This window comes from Vibrio hepatarius (genome assembly GCF_011806575.1).
Lineage (GTDB): Bacteria > Pseudomonadota > Gammaproteobacteria > Enterobacterales > Vibrionaceae > Vibrio > Vibrio hepatarius_A.
Map to the genome: position 1 here is coordinate 23,409 of NZ_JAATOO010000004.1, position 25,423 is coordinate 48,831.

Annotated in this window: 21 protein-coding genes; 3 read left to right on the forward strand and 18 right to left on the reverse strand. The window is 47.1% G+C overall.

From position 1 onward, the window contains the following. Position 1: 1 nt before the first annotated feature. The 11 genes from tmk to yceD all read right to left on the reverse strand — a co-directional run bounded on the left by tmk (position 2) and on the right by yceD (position 8,870). Positions 2-631, reverse strand: coding sequence for a dTMP kinase (gene tmk / locus HCZ42_RS03905; RefSeq protein ID WP_167419450.1), 630 nt, complete (start codon positions 629-631; stop codon positions 2-4). Further along, positions 628-1,644, reverse strand: a complete 1,017-nt coding sequence (gene mltG / locus HCZ42_RS03910) for an endolytic transglycosylase MltG (protein WP_167419451.1) — start codon at positions 1,642-1,644, stop codon at positions 628-630. Before mltG ends, tmk begins: the two co-directional genes overlap by 4 nt. After that, positions 1,641-2,444, reverse strand: a complete 804-nt coding sequence (pabC, locus tag HCZ42_RS03915) for an aminodeoxychorismate lyase (protein WP_167419452.1) — start codon at positions 2,442-2,444, stop codon at positions 1,641-1,643. Before pabC ends, mltG begins: the two co-directional genes overlap by 4 nt. A 79-nt stretch (positions 2,445-2,523) precedes the next feature. Continuing rightward, positions 2,524-3,768 carry a beta-ketoacyl-ACP synthase II gene (gene fabF, locus HCZ42_RS03920; RefSeq protein ID WP_167419453.1) on the reverse strand — a complete coding sequence of 415 codons (1,245 nt, stop codon included), beginning with the start codon at positions 3,766-3,768 and terminating at the stop codon, positions 2,524-2,526. Positions 3,769-3,857: 89 nt separating this feature from the next. Continuing rightward, on the reverse strand, positions 3,858-4,091 hold the full coding sequence (gene acpP / locus HCZ42_RS03925; RefSeq protein WP_004406112.1) for an acyl carrier protein: 234 nt from the start codon (positions 4,089-4,091) through the stop codon (positions 3,858-3,860). A 306-nt stretch (positions 4,092-4,397) separates the two neighbouring features. Continuing rightward, a complete protein-coding gene (gene fabG / locus HCZ42_RS03930; RefSeq protein WP_167419613.1) occupies positions 4,398-5,132 on the reverse strand; it encodes a 3-oxoacyl-ACP reductase FabG in 735 nt (244 codons plus the stop codon). Positions 5,133-5,154: 22 nt separating this feature from the next. Further along, positions 5,155-6,078, reverse strand: coding sequence for an ACP S-malonyltransferase (fabD, locus tag HCZ42_RS03935; protein ID WP_167419454.1), 924 nt, complete (start codon positions 6,076-6,078; stop codon positions 5,155-5,157). 74 nt (positions 6,079-6,152) lie between these two features. Continuing rightward, positions 6,153-7,103, reverse strand: a complete 951-nt coding sequence (locus HCZ42_RS03940; RefSeq protein ID WP_167419455.1) for a beta-ketoacyl-ACP synthase III — start codon at positions 7,101-7,103, stop codon at positions 6,153-6,155. 5 nt (positions 7,104-7,108) lie between these two features. Next, the gene (gene plsX / locus HCZ42_RS03945; protein ID WP_167419456.1) at positions 7,109-8,134 is read right to left on the reverse strand and encodes a phosphate acyltransferase PlsX; all 1,026 of its coding nucleotides are present in this window, start codon (positions 8,132-8,134) and stop codon (positions 7,109-7,111) included. A gap of 9 nt (positions 8,135-8,143) precedes the next feature. Continuing rightward, complete coding sequence (gene rpmF / locus HCZ42_RS03950) at positions 8,144-8,314, reverse strand: 50S ribosomal protein L32 (RefSeq protein ID WP_014232495.1); 171 nt, start codon at positions 8,312-8,314, stop codon at positions 8,144-8,146. Positions 8,315-8,345: 31 nt separating this feature from the next. Further along, the gene (gene yceD / locus HCZ42_RS03955; protein WP_053408166.1) at positions 8,346-8,870 is read right to left on the reverse strand and encodes a 23S rRNA accumulation protein YceD; all 525 of its coding nucleotides are present in this window, start codon (positions 8,868-8,870) and stop codon (positions 8,346-8,348) included. Positions 8,871-9,017: 147 nt separating this feature from the next. On the opposite strand from yceD, the gene HCZ42_RS03960 reads away from it, so the two are divergent. Then, positions 9,018-9,599, forward strand: coding sequence for a Maf family protein (locus HCZ42_RS03960; RefSeq protein WP_167419457.1), 582 nt, complete (start codon positions 9,018-9,020; stop codon positions 9,597-9,599). 47 nt (positions 9,600-9,646) lie between these two features. Here HCZ42_RS03960 and rluC read toward each other — a convergent pair whose 3' ends face one another. Beyond that, positions 9,647-10,594, reverse strand: coding sequence for a 23S rRNA pseudouridine(955/2504/2580) synthase RluC (rluC, locus tag HCZ42_RS03965; RefSeq protein WP_167419458.1), 948 nt, complete (start codon positions 10,592-10,594; stop codon positions 9,647-9,649). 733 nt (positions 10,595-11,327) lie between these two features. Between rluC and rne the strand changes: the two genes are divergently transcribed. Together rne and HCZ42_RS03975 are read left to right on the forward strand one after the other, a co-directional pair. Further along, on the forward strand, positions 11,328-14,303 hold the full coding sequence (gene rne / locus HCZ42_RS03970) for a ribonuclease E (RefSeq protein ID WP_167419459.1): 2,976 nt from the start codon (positions 11,328-11,330) through the stop codon (positions 14,301-14,303). 261 nt (positions 14,304-14,564) lie between these two features. Further along, complete coding sequence (locus tag HCZ42_RS03975) at positions 14,565-16,124, forward strand: SulP family inorganic anion transporter (RefSeq protein WP_167419460.1); 1,560 nt, start codon at positions 14,565-14,567, stop codon at positions 16,122-16,124. Positions 16,125-16,169: 45 nt separating this feature from the next. Here the strand turns inward: HCZ42_RS03975 and HCZ42_RS03980 are convergent, their stop codons facing one another. The 6 genes from HCZ42_RS03980 to HCZ42_RS04005 all read right to left on the reverse strand — a co-directional run bounded on the left by HCZ42_RS03980 (position 16,170) and on the right by HCZ42_RS04005 (position 25,145). After that, positions 16,170-17,249, reverse strand: coding sequence for an ABC transporter ATP-binding protein (locus tag HCZ42_RS03980; RefSeq protein WP_167419461.1), 1,080 nt, complete (start codon positions 17,247-17,249; stop codon positions 16,170-16,172). Positions 17,250-17,264: 15 nt separating this feature from the next. Beyond that, complete coding sequence (locus tag HCZ42_RS03985) at positions 17,265-19,013, reverse strand: ABC transporter permease (protein WP_167419462.1); 1,749 nt, start codon at positions 19,011-19,013, stop codon at positions 17,265-17,267. 88 nt (positions 19,014-19,101) lie between these two features. Next, the gene (locus HCZ42_RS03990) at positions 19,102-20,442 is read right to left on the reverse strand and encodes an ABC transporter substrate-binding protein (protein WP_167419463.1); all 1,341 of its coding nucleotides are present in this window, start codon (positions 20,440-20,442) and stop codon (positions 19,102-19,104) included. A 178-nt stretch (positions 20,443-20,620) separates the two neighbouring features. Continuing rightward, the gene (locus HCZ42_RS03995) at positions 20,621-21,973 is read right to left on the reverse strand and encodes a sigma-54-dependent transcriptional regulator (RefSeq protein WP_167419464.1); all 1,353 of its coding nucleotides are present in this window, start codon (positions 21,971-21,973) and stop codon (positions 20,621-20,623) included. Next, the gene (locus HCZ42_RS04000) at positions 21,916-23,949 is read right to left on the reverse strand and encodes an ATP-binding protein (RefSeq protein ID WP_167419465.1); all 2,034 of its coding nucleotides are present in this window, start codon (positions 23,947-23,949) and stop codon (positions 21,916-21,918) included. The genes HCZ42_RS03995 and HCZ42_RS04000 overlap by 58 nt, the downstream gene beginning before the upstream one ends. Continuing rightward, positions 23,949-25,145 carry an extracellular solute-binding protein gene (locus HCZ42_RS04005; RefSeq protein WP_167419466.1) on the reverse strand — a complete coding sequence of 399 codons (1,197 nt, stop codon included), beginning with the start codon at positions 25,143-25,145 and terminating at the stop codon, positions 23,949-23,951. Before HCZ42_RS04005 ends, HCZ42_RS04000 begins: the two co-directional genes overlap by 1 nt. Between the last annotated feature and the right edge of the window lie 278 nt (positions 25,146-25,423).

A 25,423-nucleotide genomic window follows, 5' to 3' on the forward strand; every position in this document is an offset into this window, starting at 1 on the left:
ATTACGCTTCCAACCAAGACTCTAAAGCAGTTTTGATATCAGCCGCCACTTGCTCTATCGCTTGTTCAGCATTAATGATAAGCACGCTGTCGTCCTGATTGGCTAATTCTAGATAACGTTCACGGGTACGGTCAAAGAAGCTCATGTTCATCTTCTCGATACGATCCAGCTCGCCGCGACCGCGTGCGCGCTCCAGCCCAACTCTTGGGTCGATATCCAAGTACAGCGTCAAATCCGGTTTGAAATCTCCTAGCGTGGTTTGTTTCAGCGCTTGCATCGTCTCTCTGGCGATCTGACGACCACCACCTTGATAAGCCTGAGAAGACATATCGTGGCGATCCCCTACCACCCAAGTACCGCTGTTTAATGCTGGCTTGATGACATTTTCAACTAATTGAACACGCGCTGCATACATCAACAGCAGCTCTGTCATATCTTGCAGATCTTCGCCTTCGTGTTCTTGTTTCACCAACTCTCGCAGCTTTTCCGCTAACGCTGTACCACCTGGTTCGCGAGTATTACGAATGTTCTCGATACCCGCTTGCTTAAGGGTTTCTAACACAGCGTTGATAGCCGTACTTTTACCGGCCCCTTCCAGACCTTCTATAACGATGAATTTAGCTTGTTTCATTGGTTACTTCTTAATTGTTTTAAATAGGCTCTTACCGCGCGATTGTGCTCATTCAATGTTTTTGAGAACACGTGCCCCCCTTTACCACTCGCCACAAAATACAAGTAGTTGCTCGCTTCTGGGTTTAGGGCTGCTGCAATCGATGCTTCACCCGGCATCGCAATCGGGGTTGGCGGTAAGCCAGAAATCACATAGGTATTGTAAGGCGTTGGGGTGCGTAAGTCTTTCTTACGAATATTGCCATCGTACTTGTCACCCATACCATAAATCACCGTCGGGTCAGTTTGCAGGCGCATACGCTTGTTCAAGCGATTGACAAACACAGATGCAACACGCTCACGTTCTTCTTCAACAGCGGTTTCTTTTTCAATTATCGATGCCAAAATCAACGCTTCGTAAGGTGTCTTTAGTGGTAACTTGTCTTGGCGGGTTTGCCATTGCTGGTCGAGTACCTGTTGAAGCTTTTGCGCGGCGCGTTTGAGGATATCAAGATCCGAAGTACCAAAGGTGTAATGATACGTTTCTGCGAGTAATAGACCTTCCAGTTTTTCACGTTCAATACCGAGCAATTTGGCGATCTCGGCTTCACTCAGTCCGGTAATTTCGTGCTCTAGGTAAGAGGCGTTCACTAACGCTTCGCGCCATTCTTTAAATGTTGAACCTTCAACAAAGGTAATCGAGAATTGGTGTTCTTTACCTTGCTTGAATACTTCTAGGGCTTGGGTCAGGTTCAGGCCCGGTTCTAATAAGTAAGTGCCGGCTTTGAGCTGGGTCAGCTCTGGATGTAAACGTCTAACGAGTTTGGCAACCTCGCTTTGGGCAATGTATTGCTCTTCGGTCAAATCAGCGAGTACGCGAGAGAAACTGGTACCAGGCTTGATAGTAAAGATTTGCTCTTGCTCGATTTGCAAAGGCTGGGTGATGTACTGTTCGACTTGCTTGGTAATGTAGAGGTACCCTGCCGCAGCAATCAGCGCGACCAAGGCTAAGAAAAAGGTGATCTTTTTAATCACGAGAGTACAGTCTCCTGAATTGTTCTTGTTAGTTTTCCTATCGAAAAGCGCTGCTCGCCTATCGCGATAATCGGGGCGACCCCTAATATTGAATTTGAGATGAACACTTCATCCGCATTGAGTAACGATTCGAGCGTAAACTGCCCTTCCACCACTTGCCATGAATGTTCTGCGGCGTAAGACATAATGACGCGGCGCATCACACCGGCCACTCCCGCATGACTCAACTCAGGGGTATACAAAATGCCATCGCGAAGCCAAAAGATATTCGCCATCGTGGTTTCAATCACATGGTCTTGGCAGTCAAGAGCGACACCGTCACTAAAGCCCTGACGTTCAATATCCGCTTTCAGCATTACTTGCTCTAAACGATTGTTGTGCTTATGGCCTGCGAGTAACGGATTCAGACCCAGTCGAGGCTCGCAGATACCGAGTTCAATACCGTCACGACACCATTGTTCATAATGAGACGGAAATTGAAAGGCGCTAATAGTAACATTTGGTGAGGTTACTTGAGTAGGACTATATCCTCTGCCCCCCTCCCCTCGGCTGATATGTAGCTTAACACCCGCTTTGCCTTTCGTGTGTATGGCCAGAGTCAACCAAGTTTCAACGGTATGCCAATTTGGGATCTCGATTCCTAATACATTAAGACAGCTTTCCATGCGCTGAATGTGCATTTCCCAATGTGATATTTTGCCGTCGACGGTCAACATGGTAGTGAAACAGCCATCGCCGTACTGGAACGAGCGGTCGCTCAAAGAGACGGAGTCGGTTAATTGTCCATTTAGCCAATACACTTTTATTTCCACTTTAGATAACAAAACGGCTTAATGCCGAAGCATTAAGCCGTTTTAACATATTTCGTAGCGTGACTCTTTAGATCTTTTTAAATACTAGAGAGCCATTTGTGCCACCAAAGCCGAATGAGTTACAGATTGCGTACTCCATCTCAACTTTCTGAGCTGTGTGCGGTACAAGGTCGATATCATCAAGACCTTCGTCGCGGTTGTCTAGGTTGATCGTCGGTGGAACGATTTGATCAACAAGAGACAGTACAGTGATGATAGCTTCAACAGAACCTGCTGCACCCAGTAGGTGACCGGTCATAGATTTGGTTGAAGATACTTTCACTTGTTTCGCGCCTTCTTCACCTAGAGCACGACGTACGCCTTTAATCTCAGCTACGTCACCTGCTGGTGTAGAAGTACCGTGAGCATTTACGTAACCCACTTGAGTACCAACAATACCTGCATCACGCATCGCCGCTTCCATCGCTAGTGCACCACCTGAACCGTCTTCGCTTGGCGAAGTCATGTGGTAAGCGTCACCAGACATACCGAAGCCAACGAGCTCAGCATAGATCTTAGCGCCACGAGCTTTTGCGTGCTCGTACTCTTCAATAACCATGATGCCAGCACCGTCACCTAACACAAAACCGTCACGGTCTTTGTCCCACGGACGAGATGCTTTTTGTGGCTCATCGTTACGAGTTGAAAGTGCTTTCGCAGCACCGAAGCCAGCCATACCTAGTGGAGTCGATGCTTTTTCAGAACCACCAGCAACCATTGCGTCTGCATCGCCGTATGCAATCATACGTGCCGCGTGACCAATGTTATGAAGACCTGTCGTACACGCCGTCGAGATCGCGATGTTTGGACCGCGAAGACCACGCATAATAGATAAGTTACCTGCAACCATGTTTACGATAGTTGACGGTACGAAGAATGGGCTAACTTTACGAGGGCCTTTTTCAACAAGCGCAGTGTGGCCTGTTTCAATAAGATCTAAACCGCCGATACCTGAGCCAATCGCTACGCCAACACGAGGGGCGTTTTCTTCGGTAATTTGTAAGCCAGAGTCATCTAAAGCTTGAATACCCGCTGCAATGCCGTATTGGATGAATAGATCCATTTTACGAGCATCTTTTTTCGACATGTACTCAGTGCAGTCAAAGTCTTTTACAAGACCTGCGAAACGAGTAGAGAAATTTTCAGTATCGAAATGGTCAATATTTACAATACCACTTTGACCTTCTAGCAGGGCTTTCCAAGATGATTCTACAGTGTTGCCTACCGGTGACAACATACCCATGCCAGTGACAACAACACGACGCTTGGACACGATTTTATTCTCCGGGATTGAAATGATTCTATGAGAGGATAGAAGAGTTTAAAAAACTCAGGCGGCCAGAAGGCCGCCTGGGGGAGATATTACTGAGCGCTGTTCACGTAGTCGATAGCAGCTTGAACAGTAGTGATCTTCTCAGCTTCTTCGTCTGGGATCTCAGTGTCGAATTCTTCTTCTAGAGCCATTACTAGTTCAACAGTGTCTAGAGAATCAGCACCTAGATCATCAACGAATGAAGCTTCGTTTTTAACTTCAGCTTCGTCTACACCTAGCTGTTCAACAATGATTTTCTTTACGCGTTCTTCGATGTTGCTCATTTTTTCTTTTCCTTTACAGATTTCGCCTAATGCGATGATTCCGTAGTTTATTCGAACTATTGAAAGTTGCAAGAGGCTCCTTGCTGGTCAAACCACAATTTTAGCGAATTTAACCGAAATTCAATACATTTTTGACCTATATCATGCACAAATGTTGCGCAAGTTAATGTCATTTATCACCAAATATAGGACATTTCAGTGACAATCCCTAACAAGATTGATGACATTATAAGTGAATTGACCAATTATGCAGATATTTGGGCGCACCTTCACGAAAAATTGCACCAATTCTGCCTAATAAGCCAATTACACCATGTACATACCACCATTTACATGCAAAGTTTCGCCTGTAATGTACGCCGCCTCTGGAGAAGCTAGGAACACAACAGCCGCTGCAATCTCACGTGGGTCACCAAGGCGACCAGATGGAACGTTCGCCAATGTTGCTGCACGTTGGTCATCATTTAGCGCTTTAGTCATATCAGTTTCGATAAAACCTGGTGCTACTGTGTTAACCGTTACGCCACGAGAAGCCACTTCACGCGCCATTGATTTAGTAAAACCAATCACACCTGCTTTTGCTGCTGCGTAGTTAGCTTGACCAGCGTTACCCATAGTACCAACAACTGAACCAACGTTAATGATACGACCTGCACGTTTTTTCATCATGCCACGCAGTACCGCTTTAGACATGCGGTAAATTGGCGTTAGGTTAGTGTTGATGATGTCGTTCCATTCGTCATCTTTCATACGCATTAGAAGGTTATCGCGCGTGATACCTGCGTTGTTCACTAGGATATCAATAGCACCAAACTCATCGTTGATGGTTTTTAGTGTCGCTTCAATTGACTCAACGTCTGTTACGTTCAGTGCTAGACCTTTACCGTTTGCGCCTAGGTACTCACTGATAGCTGCAGCGCCGCCTTCTGATGTTGCAGTACCGATTACAGTCGCGCCACGCTCAACAAGAAGCTCAGCAATAGCACGGCCGATACCGCGGCTTGCGCCAGTTACTAGGGCAATTTTGCCTTCTAGGTTCATCATGATTGTTGTTCCTTAAAGTTTACTTAGCAGCGTCTAGTGAAGCGATGTCGTTCACTGCCGCGCCACTTAGTGTCTTCACAATACGTTTAGTTAGGCCAGTTAGCACTTTACCTGGGCCAAGCTCTAGTAGTTTCTCAACGCCTTGCTCGCTCATTAGCTGAACGCTCTCAGTCCAACGAACTGGGCTGTATAGTTGACGTACTAGTGCATCTTTAATTTTTGCAGGGTCTGTTTCAGCAACAACGTCTACGTTGTTGATAACAGGCAGCTGAGGTGTATTGAATTGAATCTCTTCAAGTGCAACTGCTAGCTTGTCTGCCGCTGGCTTCATTAGCGCACAGTGAGACGGTACAGAAACAGGAAGTGGAAGAGCACGTTTTGCGCCTGCTTCTTTACATAGTGCGCCTGCGCGCTCTACTGCATCTTTGCTACCCGCGATAACCACTTGACCAGGCGAGTTAAAGTTTACTGGTGAAACCACATCACCCTGCGCTGCGTCTTCACATGCTTTTGCGATCGCGTCATCATCAAGACCGATGATTGCGTACATCGCACCAGTACCTGCTGGTACCGCTTCTTGCATTAGACGACCACGCAGTTCTACCAGTTTAATCGCTTCTTTGAAGTCGATAACGCCAGCACAAACGAGTGCTGAGTACTCACCTAGGCTGTGACCTGCTAGGTTTGCTGGTTGTTCTAGACCTAGCTCTTGCCATACACGCCAAATAGCAACAGAAGATGCAAGCAGAGCTGGTTGAGTGCGGAATGTTTGGTTTAGATCTTCAACTGGTCCATCTTGAACCAATGCCCAAAGATCGTAGCCTAATGCGTCAGACGCTTCCGCGAAAGTTTGTTTAACGACTTCATACTGTTCGCCAAGCTCAGCAAGCATACCTACAGCTTGAGAACCTTGACCTGGAAATACGATAGCAAACTTGCTCATATACTTTTCCTTTAACCAAAGTAAGAAAGAAAAGATGCCTCAAAAGGCACCTTAATTTTAAAATTCTGTAGGGTTTAGAACTTAACCAGTGCTGAACCCCAAGTGAAACCACCACCGAATGCTTCCAGCAGAAGTTTCTGACCGCGTTTAATTCGGCCATCACGTACCGCTTCATCAAGTGCTGTCGGAACCGTCGCTGCCGACGTATTGCCGTGCCTATCCAGCGTGATCACCACTTGGTCAAGAGACATCGACAGTTTTTTCGCTGTCGCTGAAATAATGCGGTAGTTTGCTTGGTGCGGGACTAACCAATCTAGCTCAGATTTGTGCATATCGTTTGCCGCTAGCGTATCTTTAACTAGCTTCGACAATTGCGTTACCGCGACCTTGAATACTTCATTACCTGCCATGTGAAGCCATTTATCGGCATCTTTACCACGCACAGGAACTTCTAGGCTTAATAGCTCACCGAAACGACCATCTGAGTAGATGTGAGTCGATAAGATACCAGGCTCTTCGCTTGCGCCTACCACAACCGCACCCGCACCATCTCCAAATAGGATGATAGTCGAGCGATCCGTTGGGTCACATGTTTTTGATAATGCGTCTGCGCCAATCACAAGCACGTTTTTACACATGCCCGATTTAACGTGCTGGTCTGCAACTGAAAGAGCGTAGACAAAGCCAGAACATGCCGCTGCCAAATCAAACGCAGGGCAGCCTTTGATATCAAGCTTAGCTTGCACCTGACACGCAGATGATGGGAACGTATGGCTACCGCTGGTTGTTGCAACAATGATCAGATCGATATCGTTCTTATCAATACCCGCCATTTCAATAGCGTTTTTAGCTGCGATATACCCCATATCTGCAACGGTTTCATTCTCAGCAGCAATGCGACGTTCTTTAATACCTGTGCGAGTTACGATCCACTCATCACTTGTATCTACCATTTTCTCTAAATCTGCGTTAGTACGCACCTGAGATGGCAGGTAGCTGCCAGTACCTAAAATTTTGCTATACATGAAGACTAATAGTGCCTCTCGAGTAAAACCGCTTCCAAACGATCGCTAATACGGCTGGGTACTTGTCGTTTGACCTCGTGCAGAGCTTCACCAATCGCGTTGGTAACCGCTTCTACGTCAGCGCTTCCGTGGCTTTTTATGACAATGCCGCGCAATCCTAGCAAACTTGCACCGTTATACTGGTCGGGGTTCAATGTTTTTAGCTCATTAAATAGCCCAGAAAATAATTTTCTTGCAATCCAACCCTTTATAGATGAGGAGATCATACTCGATTTCAGCTTATCTATGAAAAGCTGGGCTGTACCTTCACAAGCTTTTAAGCACACATTACCCACGAACCCATCACAGACTACAACATCTGCGGCATCGTGTAACAATTGATTACCTTCAATATAGCCAACAAAGTTAACAGATTGGGTGCTAGAAAGCATTTCTGCGCAGCGCTTGACAAGATCGTTGCCTTTTATTTCTTCAGCGCCAATATTGAGAATCGCGACTCTAGGCGGGCGCTGCAAGTACTGTTCTGCGAGCGCGCTCCCCATCACAGCAAACTGAAATAATGAGTCGGCATCACTGGACACATTCGCGCCCAAATCAAGCATCCAAGTCTTATTTCCAGAAATCGTCGGCAGTGCAGATATCAGTGCTGGTCTTTCAATCCCCGGTAGGAGCTTCAGACGAAAACGAGATAGCGCCATCAATGCACCGGTGTTACCGCCACTGACACAAGCGTCTGCTTTGCCTTGTGCTACAGCATCAATCGCTGAGCCCATAGACGTGCCGTTACTGTTTCTTAATGCGAGAGAAGGTTTTTCTGAGTTGGAGATCACTCGGTCACAGTGATCGATACTCAAGCGAGCATCTGGCTTATAACCAAGGATAGATAATTGAGTTGTGATCGCAGTTTGATCACCTAATAGGACCACTTTTAGCTCTGGGAAATGCGACAGTGCCTGCACGGCGGCAGGCACTGTAACGCGAGGACCGAAATCCCCGCCCATTGCATCAAGTGCAACGGTTATATTTTGCAAAGGTCAACCTTACTTGTTGATAACCTTCTTGCCGCGGTAGTAACCTTCAGCAGTCACGTTGTGACGTAGGTGAGTTTCACCTGAAGTTGCGTCAACAGAAAGTGCAGCTGTAGTTAGGGCATCGTGTGAACGACGCATACCACGCTTAGAACGTGTTTTACGGTTTTTCTGTACGGCCATGGACCCTACTCCTGTGTTAATCCTTAAAGAATTACTTCTTTAAGCTTTTTAAAACGTCGAATGGATTCGGTTTCTCTTCCACAACTTCTTCGGGAAGTTCGCCAAACACCATATTATCTGAATTAACGCTACAGTCCGCTTCATCATGCATTGCAATTTGAGGCAAGTTTAGAATGAACTCGTCTTCAACCAACTGTACTAGGTCGATTTCACCGTACTCGTTCGGATCTACCAAATCGTACTCTTCCGGTGCGTCTTCTTCACTTTTTTCGCTGTAATACGGCGTATAAGTGAATTCGACTTCACACTCATGTGTGAAAACCTCGTTACAGCGTTGACACTCTAAATCAACTTCGATGTTAGCTTTACCAGAGATAACAACGAGTCGCTGCTCATCCAACCCAAATGACAATGACACTTGAGCGTCGCGTTTAACGCCTTCGACCGATTCCTCTAAGCGCTTAAAAAGACTAACCTGAATGATACCATCAAAATCAAGTCGCTTTTGAGCCGCTCTTGCCGGATCAACCGTTCGCGGTATTTTTACCTTTTGCATAGGGCGCGAATTCTATCTTCCAAATTGTTTAGAGTCAAAGGAAAAGGACAAAAAGTTGTACTTTTTTTCCTTACCACTGAGAGAGGTAGGCACTCCACCACCAGATCGATTAAGCTAATGCCAATCGACCTTTGATTGTAAATAAAAATGCCAAATTACCAACTAGTTTTAGCGTCTACCTCGCCTTATCGTAAGCAACTGCTCAATAAACTAGCACTTCCCTTTATCACGTTGTCGCCACAATGCGATGAGACACCTTTAGAGCACGAAACACCTCTCGCATTGGTTGAACGCCTAGCGAAAGGCAAAGCAGAGTCTTGTCCAACCGATAAGCCAAGTTTGGTGATCGGTAGTGACCAAGTTTGTGTGATTGACGGTGAAATCATCGGCAAACCGCTGAACAAGCAAAACGCAATCAAACAACTCAGCGCGCAAAGTGGCAAATCGATTCAGTTTTACACCGGGCTAGCGCTGCACAACACAGAGAGCGGCGAAACTGACATCAAAGTGGATACCTTTTCCGTTCACTTCCGCTCGCTCAGCCAACAGCAGATCGAAAGCTATGTCGAGAAAGAAGAGCCCTATTACTGCGCCGGCAGTTTCAAAAGTGAAGGTTTAGGCATTGCGCTGTTTGAGAAACTGGAAGGCAAAGACCCCAACACCTTGGTGGGTTTGCCGCTGATTGACCTTGTCGATATGCTCGAAAAACAAGGGATGCACGTGCTTTAAGGATAAAAAACGCCGCGAATGTCGCGGCGTTTTTACGTCTAATTAACTTAACCTTGCTTTCTTAGCCCAGATAAGGTCTTTTCAAGTTTGGCTTCAATCGGTGCATTAATTTCCATCCACTCGTTTGTCGCAGGGTGAATAAACTTAATGTTAGCCGCATGCAGGAAAAGTCGGTCCAGACCTAACTTGCCGGTGTACGCGTCAAAACGTCTGTCACCGTAACGGTCATCCCAAGCGATCGGGTGACCAGTGTATTGGGTGTGAACGCGAATCTGGTGAGTTCGACCAGTGATCGGGCTCGCCTGAACCAAAGTCGCTTCGGCAAACTTCTCAATAATCTTAAAGCGGGTTTCCGACGGTTTCCCCTGCGGATTCACACGCACAATGCTGTTTACTTCATTTTTCAACAGCGGCGCATTCACCACTTTGCAACTGCTCTTCCACTGCCCCATCACTAATGCGAAGTAAAACTTCTTAACCGTTTTCTCACGAAATTGAGCTTGCAGGTGACGCAGCGCCGAGCGTTTCTTAGCGACGAGCAAGATACCCGATGTATCGCGGTCAATACGGTGCACCAATTCTAGAAAGCGTGCCTGTGGACGCAACGCCCGCAACGCTTCAATCGCACCGAACTTCAAACCACTACCACCGTGTACGGCGGTTCCTGACGGCTTATTCAGGATCAGAACGTGGTCATCTTCGTAGATGATTTTATCTTCCAGTTCGGCCACTTTGTTTAGTTTGGTACTTGGCGCGACTTCTTCTGCTTTCTCCTCGATCGTCACCGGAGGGATACGGACTAAGTCACCAGCCTGAAGCTTGTACTCGGCTTTTACGCGCTTCTTATTTACGCGTACTTCCCCTTTACGCACGATACGATACACCATGCTTTTAGGGATGCTTTTCAATTGGTTACGCAGAAAATTGTCAATTCGCTGGCCAGCCATATCGTCATCGATATCAACAAACTGGACTTTTGTTCTAATTTCGCTCATGTCGCCATTCTAACATTCAACCTTGCGTAGAATCACATTTTCTACGCAACAGGCTGGCAATTTTATCTTTTAGAGTGAGTTTCTGTTCAACTACGAACAAAATTCAATCAACTCATTTACTAATTCGAAATAAAGCTTTTCTAAACACTTAAAATACAGTCACTTAACAAAAATAAAATTGGATTTTTTAGCGTTTTATAATAAAGCAGATTGCTGACTTTATTGGGTACTGCTATAGTTCTCACCTGCAATATTTGATTTGGTTGCATTTTAAACAAAGCCAATCAATTTAGAGCAAATTAATGAGTAGCCCGCTAATTTACCAAAATGCAGCACACGGCGTAAGACATTTTCGAACTTAGCAATCTTGTTGCCCTACTCATGATGCGAATGCCATTGATCTGATGATCAATCAATTGCGCAGTAAAATTATCGACCGCACAGCGTAAATTGCAGCTAACTAGTTACTCTAATTGCATGATTCATTACGCCGCAATCGATAACTTTAACTAGCAAGACTGAACAACTCGTCGATGACATTGGCATTAACTTTCATGTTGAGTATTTTCCGCCATCATTGCGGCTTACAAGCCTAAAACAGCTTGTAAGGCTGACGTGCCCAAAGAGCATCCCTCCAGCCGGGAGGCTGCACCGAAATAAGCCATGGGATCAGGCACCGTGAAAGTAACCAGCGGCAACAAGCAAAAACACAGAATGACAACGAGATTTATCAATGAAAAGAATGTTAATTAACGCAACTCAAAAAGAAGAGTTGCGTGTTGCTTTGGTTGATGGTCAGCGCTTGTACGATTTGGATATCGAAAGCCCTGGTCATGAATCTAAAAAAGCAAATATCTACAAAGGACGTATCACTCGCATCGAACCAAGTCTGGAAGCAGCCTTCGTTGACTACGGTGCAGAAAGACACGGTTTCCTTCCCCTTAAAGAAATTGCCCGCGAATACTTCCCTGAAGGTTACACTTATCAAGGCCGTCCAAGCATTAAAGAAGTGCTAACTGAAGGTCAAGAAGTCATCGTACAAGTAGAGAAAGAAGAACGTGGCAGCAAAGGCGCTGCGTTAACGACTTTTATCTCTCTTGCAGGTAGTTATCTTGTTCTTATGCCTAATAACCCTCGTGCTGGCGGTATTTCTCGTCGAATCGAAGGTGACGAGCGTACTCAACTTAAAGCTGCACTAAGCACTCTAGAACTGCCGCAAGGCATGGGTCTGATTGTTCGTACAGCCGGCGTTGGTAAGAGCGCAGAAGAACTTGAGTGGGATTTAAACGTTCTCCTTAACCACTGGGGTGCTATCAAGCAGGCATCTGATGCCAACCCAGCACCATTCCTAATTCACCAAGAAAGTAACGTGATTGTACGTGCGATTCGTGATTATTTGCGTCGTGATATCGGCGAAATTCTTATCGATAGCAACACAATCTACGAACGCGCTCTTGACCACATTCGCCTCGTACGCCCTGATTTCGTTAACCGAGTGAAGAAGTACGAAGGTGAAGTACCACTATTCAGCCACTACCAGATTGAAAGCCAGATCGAATCTGCGTTCCAACGCGAAGTTCGTCTACCTTCAGGTGGTTCAATCGTTATCGACCCAACTGAGGCGCTAACGTCTATCGATATCAACTCTGCTCGTGCAACAAAGGGCGGCGATATCGAAGAAACAGCACTGAACACCAACCTAGAAGCAGCGGATGAAATTGCACGTCAATTACGTCTGCGTGACCTAGGCGGCCTAGTGGTTATCGACTTTATCGATATGACGCCAGTACGCCACCAGCGTGAAGTTGAAAACCGTCTGCGTGATGCTGTCCGTATGGATCGTGCCCGCGTTCAGATCGGTCGTATCTCGCGCTTTGGTCTACTAGAGATGTCTCGTCAACGCCTAAGCCCTTCATTGGCTGAGGCAAGTCACCATATTTGTCCTCGCTGTACAGGTACTGGTGTAGTCCGCGACAACGAATCTCTTGCGCTTTCTGTACTTCGTCTGATTGAAGAAGAAGCACTGAAAGACAACACTGCACAAGTACTTGCGGTAGTGCCGGTACCAATCGCATCTTACCTTCTGAATGAAAAACGTCGCTCTGTGAACCACATTGAGCGTATTCAAGAAGTGAAGATCACGGTTGTACCTAATTCAGATATGGAAACTCCTCACTTCGACGTTATTCGTGTGCGCGAAGGTGAAGAGTTCGACCTACTCTCTTACTTGCTACCTAAGAAACTGGAAGCAATGAAAGAGGCGGAAGGTCGTGAAGTGCCTGAAGCTGAAGCGAAACCGAAGAAACTGGAAGAACCAGCGCTAAAAGGTTTTGCCGCTCCTGCGCAGTCTGCTCCAACTCCAAAACCAGCACCAAAAGTTGAGAAGAAAGTAGAACCAACTGAACCTCAACCAGGTCTGGTAAGCCGTTTGTTTAAAGCACTAGGTAGCTTCCTATTTGGCTCTAGCTCTGAACCTTCAAAAGAAGAAGAGAAACAGAACAAGCCAGAGAAGAAAGAAGGCCAGCGCAACAACCGCAACCGTCGCAACCGTAACGACCAACGTCGTCGTAACTCTCGCGATAACCGTAACGAGAACCGTGATGAGAAGCGTGATGAGAAGCGCGATAACAAGCGTAAACCTCAGCAACGTGACCGCGACGAAGCTACGACTGACAACAAGCCAGCGAGCGAGCGTAAACAACAAAACCGTAAGCCTAAGCAAGAGCGTCGCAACAAACGTGACGACGCGAAAGCGAGTAAGGTAGCGGAAGAAGGTCTAAAACTAGCCGCTGATGCTCAACAGACGGAGAAACCAAACCGTGCTGAAGAGAAAGCAGCGAAAGTGAAAGAGCGCCGTCAGCGTCGTAAGCTGACTAAGCAAGTTCGCGTTAAAGACCAACAAGCTCAAGCGGAAGCGAAAGAAGTTGCTAAAGAAGCAAAAGCGGAAGCCGTTGCTGAAACGACAGAACAAAACGTAGATACAGAAGCACAAGAAGGTGAACAATCGAAGCAACGTCGTAACCGTCGTTCTCCGCGTCACCTACGTGCAAGTGGTCAACGTCGTCGCCGTGGTCGTGACCGTCGCCCTAACCCATTCCGCCTTCGTAAAGGTGGTGTAGCCTCTCCAGAGATGGCTATGGGTAAAGTGATGCCAAGTTACGGCATTACTAAACCAGCGCCGAAGTCGAAACCTAAAGCAGAAAAAGCAGCTGTTGAACAAGCAGAAACTAAAGTAGCATTTGGTGGTTTCGCTTGCCCAGAGATGGCGATGGGTAAAGTGATCATTCGTCGCGAGCAGCCAGTGGTTGAAGCGGTAGAAACTGAAGTGGCAACGCCTGCAGTTGAAGTAGCACAACAACCTACTGAAACAGTCGAAGCGCCAGTGGTTGCACCTGTTGAAACAGTTGAAACCGCAGAGGTCGTGAACGCTGCTGAAGAGATCGTTACTGAAACAACACCAGTTGAAGAAACAGCAGCGGTTGAAGCGGTTGTTGAACAAGTTGAGGAAACCGTGGTTGAAGCAGCGAAACCTGTATTCAAAGGTCAAGCTTCAGCACCAATGACCAAAGCATCAGGTTCAGCAGAGATGAAAGAAATCACTGTCGTCGCCGCTCCATTCCGCGAAGAGCGTTACCAGCCGAAAGGCGCAGGTAGCCAAGTTGCGAAGAGCCAAGCTGGCGCTGCAATGACAAAGCCGCAAGGTTTCTAATCTAAGCAGAAAATGAAAGCAGCCCCTCTTGTTAGGGGCTGCTTTTTTATTGGCGAAATATTTGTGCTTCATTCATTTATCACAAATATTGGTCAATATTTGGTTCATTCTTGAACTTAATCACACTTTTCGGTAGCATTCGCCGACTCGATCTGAAACAAACGCTTTGTTTTATCCGCTCTTTTATATCGCATTTTTGCTCATGGAATTTCAGGGCCGTTTTTCAGAATACATTTAAATACTTAGCAAAACTGAGCAAGCATGTTTGAATTTCCACAATTTTCTAAGCACTCTGTAAAAAATGATGTGCTGTCAGGTCTAACCGTTGCACTCGCATTGGTTCCTGAAGCGGTAGCATTCGCCTTCGTCGCTGGTGTTGACCCTATGGTTGGCCTTTACGCGGCTTTCATCGTTGGTCTTGTCACTTCTATTTTCGGCGGCCGCCCAGGTATGATCTCTGGTGCAACAGGCGCGATGGCTGTTGTTATGGTATCGCTGGTTGCGAGCCACGGCGTTCAATACCTATTCGCAGCAATCATGCTGGCGGGTATCTTGCAGATTGCAGCAGGTATATTCAAACTGGGTAAATTCATTCGCATCGTGCCACACCCAGTAATGATCGGCTTTGTAAACGGTCTAGCGATCGTTATCTTCCTTGCCCAGCTTGGACAGTTTAAAGCCCCTGACATCAACGGCATGCTTACTTGGCTACCTCAAGACCAAATGATGCTTATGCTAGGGCTTGTTGCACTGACTATGGCAATCATCCACTTCTTACCTAAGTTCACTACCGCAGTACCATCATCGTTGGTTGCGATTGTGACTGTTACAGCACTGGTTGTGGGTTTGGATCTTGAAACACGCACAGTTGTCGACTTCCTGCGTACTATGTCTGGCGATGAAGCGGCAACGCTTGCTGGCTCACTGCCAACCTTCTCTATTCCAGCAGTACCACTATCACTAGAGACACTGCAAATCATTCTGCCTTACGCGATCATTCTTGCGGCGATCGGCTTGATTGAGTCACTACTAACCCTGACGGTTCTAGATGAGATGACCAATACTCGTGGTCAGTCTAACCGTGAATGTATTGGTCAAGGCATGGCAAACATGACTTGTTCAGTATTTGGCGCGATGGGTGGTTGTGCAATGATCGGACAATCAATGATCAACGTAAACTCAGGTGGTCGTGGCCGTCTGTCTGGTATCGTTGCAGCGGTAATGCTACTGATGTTCATCCTGTTTGCTTCAGCGCTAATTGAGATGATTCCACTCGCAGCACTGGTTGGTGTTATGTTTATGGTTGTTATCGGCACGTTCGAATGGGCAACATTCAAACTGGCACGCCGCGTACCAAAACAAGACTTCTTTGTTATCGTATTGGTAACTGTGGTAACGGTTATGACTGACCTTGCTATCGCAGTATTTGTTGGTGTTATCGCATCGGCGCTGATGTTCGCATGGCAACACGCGAAACACATCTACGCAGATACGCGTACCAATGAAGAAGGTTCAAAGGAATACAGAATCCACGGCCCAGTATTCTTTGGCTCAGTAGCAAACTTCCTAGAGATTTTTGATGCTCAAAACGATCCGGTAGACGTTATCGTCGATTTCGCAGACTCACGCGTAACTGACCACTCTGCGATTGAAGCGATCGAAACACTCGCAGAGCGTTACGCCACTCAGGGTAAAACACTGCATTTACGCCACTTGAGCCAAGACTGTCGCGCACTGCTACATAAAGCGGGCAGCTTAGTTGAAATCAACGTCAAAGAAGACCCAAGCTACAAAGTTGCAACTGATGTACTGGCTGGTTAATCTCTGATTGAAGAAAAAGGGCTTCCAAATGGAAGCCCTTTTTTGTTACTGGCTTAATGCGACGATTTCGTCTGGCTTTAGCGCAACACGTATCGTCGAACCGTTTGAATAGTGTTGGGCTCCCCGCAAATGCGGGTCATCCACCATTAACATCTCGCCACCGACATCGATACCGTAGCGCACCAAATGGCCTAAGAACTCTCGGTGCATCACCTTACCTTCTAACTGAATCGTCCCCTCCTCGGCTGCACCATGGCAAATGCCCAGACTTTGCGGACGGAAGATAAGCGATAAGTCTTGCTGTTCTTTCGCTGCATACGGGAAGTGGATGCCATTATCAGAGACAAAGTGACTGCCATACGGCGTTTTTTCAACGTGGCCGTTTAGCACGTTTGCCGTACCTAAGAAATCCGCGACGAACTTGTTCGATGGGTTGTCATACAATTCCATTGGCGCGCCAACTTGCTGGATAACCCCTTGGTCCAATACAGCAATACGGTCAGAGATGGTATTGGCTTCCTCTTGATCGTGGGTAACGAAAATCGTCGTAAGCCCTAGTTGTCGTTGCAGTTCCAGCAAATCACGACGCATCTGTTCTCGCAAGTTCGCATCCAAGTTAGACAGCGGCTCATCGAGAAGCAGAACTCGCGGTTCAACCACCACGGTACGCGCAATCGCGACACGCTGCTGCTGACCACCTGATAACTGTGACGGTCTACGATCAGCGAGATGGTGCAGACCAACCAAATGGAGCGCATCATCAACGCGGCGTTTGATCTCTGGTTTTGCAACCTTGCGCTCTTCTAAACCGTAGGCGACGTTTTGTCTTACTGTCATGTGGGGCCACAAGGCGTAGCTCTGGAACACCATACCGACATTGCGCTTCCAGGGCGGCTGTGAAATAACGTCTTCTTTGCCGAGCAGAATCCTACCCTGTGGTGTGGGGCCAAAACCTGCGATGGCGCGAAGCAGGGTCGATTTACCCGACCCCGAAGGTCCTAGAAAGGCAAAGAACTCACCGGGTTTGATATCGAGATTCACGCCCTTCAAAACTTCAGTATCGCCAAAAGACAGAGTTAAATTCTCAATTGAGATGCCTACTTGCTCTGTATTTACTAAACTCATTTTCAAATCCTTCTGTTATTGACTTTTCAGTCCGTGCGCCTGACGCGTACGTTCAACAATTGTGTGAGAAACGTAAGTCGCGAGTCCGACAATAAGAACCGCGATAACGCCCAATGCGGCACCTGGACCTCGACCCGCTGCACTCTGCATAAACAAGTACAAGCCGTACGCCAATGGCGCGTCTGATTCTTGTGAGACCAGCATGATGGTTGCCGACAGCTCAACCGCTGCGGTGGCAAACGCGGTAACAAAACCCGCGAGAATCCCGGCAGCCATTAATGGCACGACGATTTTTCTAATCGTGGTCGCGCGCGTTGCACCTAAGTTCTCTGACGCTTCCTCAAGTGAAGGGCTCACTTGCTGCAGCGCTGCGACACAAGAGCGTAATGCATAAGGAAGACGTCTTACCGCAAGTGCAATCACGATGATGCCCCACCACGTCGCCATTGAAGAGCCAACGAACGGTAAATCAACGTCGTAGAATGTACGTAAATAACCGATACCCAATACCACCCCAGGCACCGCCAGTGCGGCCATTGCGCCAAAGTCCAGCCATTTGCGACCAACCATTTTGGTTCGCCACACTAGGTAAGCAATCGCAGTACCGAGCACCACATCGATAATGCCAGCAAGACCGGCATACAGCAGCGTATTGGTAATAAAGTCAGACGCTTGAGTAATCGCCGTCGAGTAGTGTTCCAGGGTGTAAGCATCTGGTAATGGGCTGAAAGACCAAATGGTACCAAACGACAACAGTAGCAACGCGAAGTGCGGCGCCAGTACCAGCATTAAGATTAAAGCGATCACCGCGTAGCAACCCACCATTTCAGCCGGACGCAGTTCACGTTTGGATAGACCGCCACCACCTTTCTGCGTCGTTGAGTAATCTTTACCTCGCAGCGCAAGGAATGAGACCCACAATGCGAACACAGAGAATGCGACTAAGATGACCGAAATGACGTAACCCATCGGGTCAGAAATACCGACAGACGAGATACGTAGGTACGCTTGAGGTGCAAGCATGTTGTTAACATTAAGCAGTAGTGGCGTACCCAAATCATCAAACACTTTAACGAACACCAAAGACGCCCCAGCGACATAACCCGGCATCGCCAACGGCAGTACAATCTTGCGGAACAATTTGATGCCCGATGAACCTAACGACTGCGCAGATTCTTCCATTGAGCGGTCAATGTTCTGCAGCGCAGCAGACAAGTTAATCAAGATAAACGGGAAATAGTGAACACTCTGAACGAAGATAACCCCGTTCAACCCTTCCATAATCGGAATAGTGAATCCAAAATATTCATCGAGCAGGAGGTTCATGGTGCCGTTCTCACCAAACAATAGCTGCATCGCGACCGCACCGATAAACGGTGGCATGATCAACGGCACGATACCCAGCGTTTGGATAAGCACCGTCCCTTTGAACTGGAAACGACTCGTGAAGTACGCCAACGGCATAGCGATAATCGACGCAACGATCACCGACATAAACGCCACGTAAAACGAGTTAAAAAATGATTCTTGGAACAGGCTCGAACTAAAGAAGTCTTGAAAGTTAACTAGCGATAAGCTGCCTTCACTATCCTGAAAGGCAACGAAAATCACCTTAATTACAGGAACAAACAAGAAGACCAAAATGAATAAGCCGATAATCACAGCGCTGAGGTAAAGACCCCAGTCCTCTCTGATTTTCTTTAACCAGCCGCTATTTTCCTTGCCTGCGGTTTTACTCGATTGAGGTAGAGAAACGCTACTCATTGGAGTTCTCCATTATTCATGGTTAAAAAGCCCCCAGAGCGCCGCAAATCGCGGCACTCTCTCGTTAAGAAAGGGGGAGTAAGGAGGATTACAAAATATCGAGCGCTTTTTCTGCTAACTCAGTCGCCTGCTTATAATTTGCCACGACTTTGTTGTCCCAATCTTGTTCAACTTCAGCTTGGCGAGCGCCAACACTGTCGGTCTTTTTCTTACGTTTTTTGGTGAAGATCGCCGCGAACTCAGGATCGCTAGCTTGTTCAGCAGTGATTGGCATTTGATTGATTAACGCCTTCGCTTGACTGACTAACTCCAACGCTTCCGAGTTATTCGCTTTCTTCGCTTTTTGCTCAGCTTCAGCAATTGCATCGGTCGCTTCTCTTAGTTCATCCAAACGGTAAGTGATCATCACGTCAAACAAGCTGTTCACGACGTTGTAGCGCGACTTAGACAGTTCAAGGTCAAAGTCCACAGTACCGAGTTTCTGACCCGTAAATGGATTCGGGAAGCCTTCAGGCGTACTTGCGTACACCGCAGGGTTTACGGGAAGACGTTGAATCTTTTTATCAAGCAGCAACTCTTGGCCCTGCTCAGAGAGTAAGAAGTCGATAAACGCGCTCGCGGCTTCGTCATTTGGCGCATTTTTGATTTTGCCGACGTTAGCAGGAACCAGAGCCGTCACAGTTGGGTAATGGAAGTCCACCGGGAAACCTGTTGCCTTGGAAGACAAACCAAAGAAGTCGATAACGATACCCAAGCCAAATGAACCACTGTTTACGCCATCTGGTACACCAAAACTGCGCTCTGTAACGGTCTTGAAGTTACCCGAGATCGATTTCAGCGTCGCCCAACCTTCTTGCCAACCTTTACCTTGCAAAATCGCTTCAACGGTTAGGTGCGTGGTACCTGAGCGCGACGGTGCCGACATACCAATATGTTTGTGGTAAATCGGGTTTTCCAGATCTTCCCACTCTTTTGGTATCGGCAGCTTCTTCGCTTTCATGTAACGCTCATTCCACATGATGCCGTAACCTGACAGCGCAAAACCCTTGTAGTAACCGTCAGGGTCGTTGATTGGGAAAGAGCCAACTTTGTCAGGAATGCCCGCCACTGAAGAGGTATATTGAGCGAGGAGTTGGTTATCTTTTAGTACTTCAAACGCATCCGGTGCTGATGCCCAAAAGATGTCAGATTTGTTGTTCGAAGCCGTTTCTTGTAGGTATTTAATCCCTGCGGTGGTCTTCTTCGACAGGATTTCTACTTTGACTTCAGGGTACTTTTTCTCAAATGCCGTTTTGTAGACATCTGTAACGTCGGTTGGGAATGACGTTACTACAACCAGATTTTTATCAGACATTGCAAACGCAGAGCTAGTGCCTAGCGCGAAACTCACGGCCAGCGTCAGAGAGAGTAGTTTATTTCCTTGTTTCATGTTGCACTCCGTATTGTTGTAGAGGTAAAGAGCTCAGACTCTTCCTCTAGATAAATCAAACGGCATGCCAATGTTATGAAAATGTTAACCCGTTATATTTCAATGCCTTATAAAAACCACTTATTTCAAACTAGGTCAAATACAGACTAAACGCGTCTCACGGTATGTCAAAAACGACCTACTCTTCAGGGTCATCTTCATTGGCATACTCTTCGCGCTTCAAACCGTATTTTTTCATTCTTAAATAGAGGTTTTTGCGTGGGATATCCAAGTGCTCAGCGGTATCACCAATATGGCCTGAAAACCTTGCCAGTGCGTGATGCAGTACTTGCAACTCAAACTGCGCTAACTGGTGAGCTAAGCTGGTACATTCTGGTTTGTTGCTTACATTGATGAGGTCAGAGATCCCAAGCGCAATGCGGTCGGCTTCATTCATTAACTCGCGCACGTTTCCCGGCCAGTCGTGGGCAATTAACTGCTGAAAATGCAGCGGTGATAACGGCGGTGCTTTCTTTCCTAAACGCGATTCTGACTCGTGAATAAAATGGCTCAACAGCAGCGGGATGTCGTCTTTTCGCTCTCTAAGCGGCGGAATATCCAAGCTAGCCACGCTCAAACGGTAATATAAGTCCTGACGAAAACCGCCTTTTTGCGACAACGCCAAAAGGTCTTCTTTCGAGGCAGACAGCACTTTCAGATCCACATGTACCAACTGGTTACTGCCAACACGTTCCAACTCTCCTTCCTGAATCACACGCAGCAGACGAATTTGCGCAGATAGTGGCATGCTCTCTATTTCATCAAGAAACAACGTCCCGCCAGACGCGTACTCAATTTTACCAATGCGCTTTTTACTCGCACCAGTAAAGCTGCCTTGCTCATGTCCAAACAGTTCCGATTCGATTAGGTTTTCAGGCATCGCACCGCAGTTGATCGCAACAAACGGCTTATCTTTACGCTCTGACTGCGCGTGCAGCGTTCGGGCAATCTTCTCTTTACCTGTCCCAGTTTCACCATTGATCACGATGTTAACGTCGGCATTCGCTAGAGTAATCAGACGCTGCTTGAGCTTCACCATCGCTTCAGACTGTCCGAGCAATACTTCATCGAGTGATATCTGTCGACGTGAGCTCTGCTTTAATCGGCGGTTCTCTAACGTCAGTTGGCGGTGCTGGCTTGCCTTAGTGACGAGCCCGATTAAATGTTCCGGCCGCAGTGGCTTTTCAACAAAATCGAACGCGCCGAGCTTAATACACTGCAACGCGGTTTCGATATCTGCATGACCTGAGATCAAGATGACCGGGATTTCCTCATCGATTTGTCGGATATGCTCTAGAAACGTCACTCCGTCCATATTGGGCATACGTATATCCGAGACAATCGTCGCGTCACAACCATAACTGATGCAGGGCAACGCTTTGTCTGCCGAAGGGAAAGCGTTAACGCGAAAACCATTCAGTTCGAGGATTTCACTTAAGCTTTCTCTGAGTTCTTTGTCGTCTTCGACGAGAATGATGGATGCTTGAGACATATCGTCACCTCCGTTCCTTGGTTAACTTGCGATGTGACCTGGATGCTTCCGCCAAAGTCTTGAATAATATTGTGCGTGATAGACATGCCCAGTCCTAACCCTTTCCCCACGTCCTTGGTAGTAAAAAAGGGTTCGAAAATCTGTTTGAGTTGGGAGTTTTCGATGCCGCAGCCGTTATCGATCACTTTGATTTCAACTTCATCATCGTTTTGCTCAGCATTAATACAAATCTTCGGCTCATCTCGTCCGTCAACTCGCTCCAGCGCTTCAATACTGTTGCTGAGCAAGTTGACCATCACTTGCTCCAAGCGAACTTCGTTTGCTAGCACCTGCAAATTAGCATCGACATTAAGTTCAACCCATGAAGGCGGGATGTTTTCAGTAAACAGCTCCAATGCGTTTTCAATCACAGGGCGCAACTTAACGGTTTGATTGTAGTCATCGGCTTTGCGTGCAAACGATTTTAAGTGCTGACACAGCTTGGTCGCACGGTCAGTGATATTGTTGATTTTAATGAGTTTATCACCCGCTTTGGCCACATCGTCGTTAACAATATACTGCTCAGCTAAGTAAGTATTAGAGCGAATCGCCGCCAGAGGCTGACTAAACTCGTGTACGATACCCGTAGTTAACTGCCCAAGCACCGCCAATTTCCCCGCTTGAATCAGCTCATCTTGGGTATCTTTGAGGGTTTGCTCAGCTTGTTTACGCTGCTGAATTTCGACCACCAGCTTTTGGTTGGTAGCTTCTAACGTTTCGGTATAACGACGCAATTCTTGCGACTGATAGTTAAACAAGTTGGTCGCATCCGCCAAAGACGCGACTTCATCTTTACCGGATACATGAATCATACTTTGCGGTTGACCTTCCGCTAGGTGGCGCATGCTTCGAAGTACATAAGCGAGGCGATGCAGGATGTGATATTTCAAGTACCACGCCATCGACACTAATAGCGTTAGTATGCCCAACAGAGCTAACGTCAGTTGAGTTCGACTGTTGTCTAGCGTTTTGGTTAGCTCAGTGGTGGTCTCTCGGTTCGCGGTTTCAGCATCGACAATGGCTTGGTCGATGATCAACTTGATGCGTTGAATAAGCTGGCGGTTATCTTCCAACAATGTCTGGTTTTGCTCATCAAGCACTAATACTCGCAGGCTTCGGTCTAACGCATTATCAGAGCCGCTCACGTGTTCTTCTAGGCTCTGCGCCATTTGCCGCAATGTAATGGTGCTCGGGTTGCTTTTTAGTACAGAGATTTGCGTCTCGATCGCGTGCATGTTCTCATCGATCATACTCTGGGCAGCCAGTACATCGTTGCGTGAGCTGAACAAAGGCACACGTTGCAGTAGATCCAGCACCAAATTCACATCGGCCTCAAACTTGAGTAGCTGAGCCTGAATATTGGCTTCGGCAGCTAACTGATCTAACTCCCTGTCACTGAGCGACTGAGTGCCCTTAAAACCAAACACCAATTGTGCGAGGTTGTATTGGCTCTCTGCGGTAAGCGGCGCTACCTCATCGACAAAATCGATTTGCAGCCAATGCAGCTGTTGGCGCAGTTGATCCTGACGCTCTCGCAGTTTGAGCTTTTCCTGACTGTTGGCAAATAAGTTGGCGACATTGACCTCAAGAGACTCAACCAACGCCTGCAACTCATTACGCCGATTATCGGTTAAACCCGACTGAGCCAACTCGGTTAGGATCGGTAAGCTTTTTTTAAGGTTAACTTGTGCTCGAGTCAGCGCCAGCACCGAATCCGCTGACGCCAGTTTTGACGCATCTGTAGTGATCATACCGCCAATATGGGCAATTTTCGCTGCAGACGTAAGAACGGGCAAGTGCTCATGCACCGTCACTTCAACGCTGTCCGCCACCTGATAGAAGGTGAAAAAGTTAATCAACACAACCCCACCCGCAATACCACCTGACAACGCGAACAGCAAAAAAATCTTGGTCGCGATACTGTGCCGTTTTTTCATCACTGACCATCCTTAGTGACATCCAAACTCAAACGCTCGACACGTTCAATCGCATCATTGAGGCTTTGAGTTAGCTGTTCTTGCCACTGAGAGGTTAATCGCTGATAGAAGTTGCTATAACGATTATTCGGGCTTAATTCTTGGTTTAATTTCGGGTCTCGCGCGACGGATTCATCAATCGGGATTTGAGTCACTTGGCGAAAGATTTGCTGTAACTCATTGCGCTGTTCAGTGTTCAATTCACGTCTGTCTAACTCGTGCCACGCGTGCCAAAAGGTTTGCAAAGAGGTTAAACGTTCGGTGACAAACGCATCGAACAAGCGATTGACCAGATGATAGCGTTCAGCGGAAAGTTGTTGGTCAAAGCGACTCGTTGAGCGCTGACTTTGGTTAGCCGCTTGCTTAAGCGACAGACGACTCAGCGAAGGAGAAGAGAGCAGACGCTGCCCGCTGTCTCCGAGTAAAAAATCAATAAACTGTTGGGCGGTCGTAGCTTGTTGAGTATTGGCGCTTAACGCAATTTGAGCGGGAACCAGTGGCGTGTTAGGCAGCGCCGCATAACCGACGTTCTCGCCTTCGCCCTTAGCGTTTTTGTAGAAGAAGTCCACCACAGGCGCAACGGCAAAACGCTGCTTGATAATGCCTTGACGCACACCAAAACTGCGAGCGGTAATGGTCGCTAAATTGCCACTCAGTTGTGCGATTAGCGCCCACCCCTCTTGCCAGCCGTATTGCTGTAATATCAGCTCGATCACGATGTGGTTAGTCCCCGATCGCGACGGCGCACTGAGCGCGACTTTGCCTTCAAACTGGGGAGAAAGCAGTGTTTCCCAACTATCGGGTTGCGGCAAGTTGTCGCTTGTGAGCGCATCTTGATGCCAAAAAAAACCAAACTCAGACCATGCAAATGTCACCGGTGTTTGGATATAACCCGCCTGCTGCATCAGCGCCATCGCATCGGATGACGAAACCCATACCAAGTCTGGCTCAGGCTGGCGTTTCTGCATGAAATGCGCGATCAGTGCTGGGGTTTTCTTATTAATGAAGCGTATGTCGGAACTAGGATACTCACGTTTAAACTGCTGAGAGACTTGAGAATAAAAGTTTTCCGGGAAAGAGGTGATAACTACCGTTTCAGCCCATGAAGAAAGAGATGCAACCAGCAGCCACAAGCAAATCCATAACCTAATTAACATTGTCAATCTCCTATCCCTTACTGACAACATTAACCAAACTGCAACAAAAATAAAACATATACCAATCACAGTAAGTAAATGATCAGATATAGCGTCGGAAAAACACTTGAGAACAAGGCAAAATTTTTCGATAAGTAGTTATTCTACAATCAAAAATTTCAACGCAGTTATCGAGTGTTTTAACAAGCTAGAATGAGCAGTTATTTACTACGATTGGTATTACTTATCTCGCCATACATAACATTGTGAATCGGCGAGATAAAAAAGGCTCCTGTCGG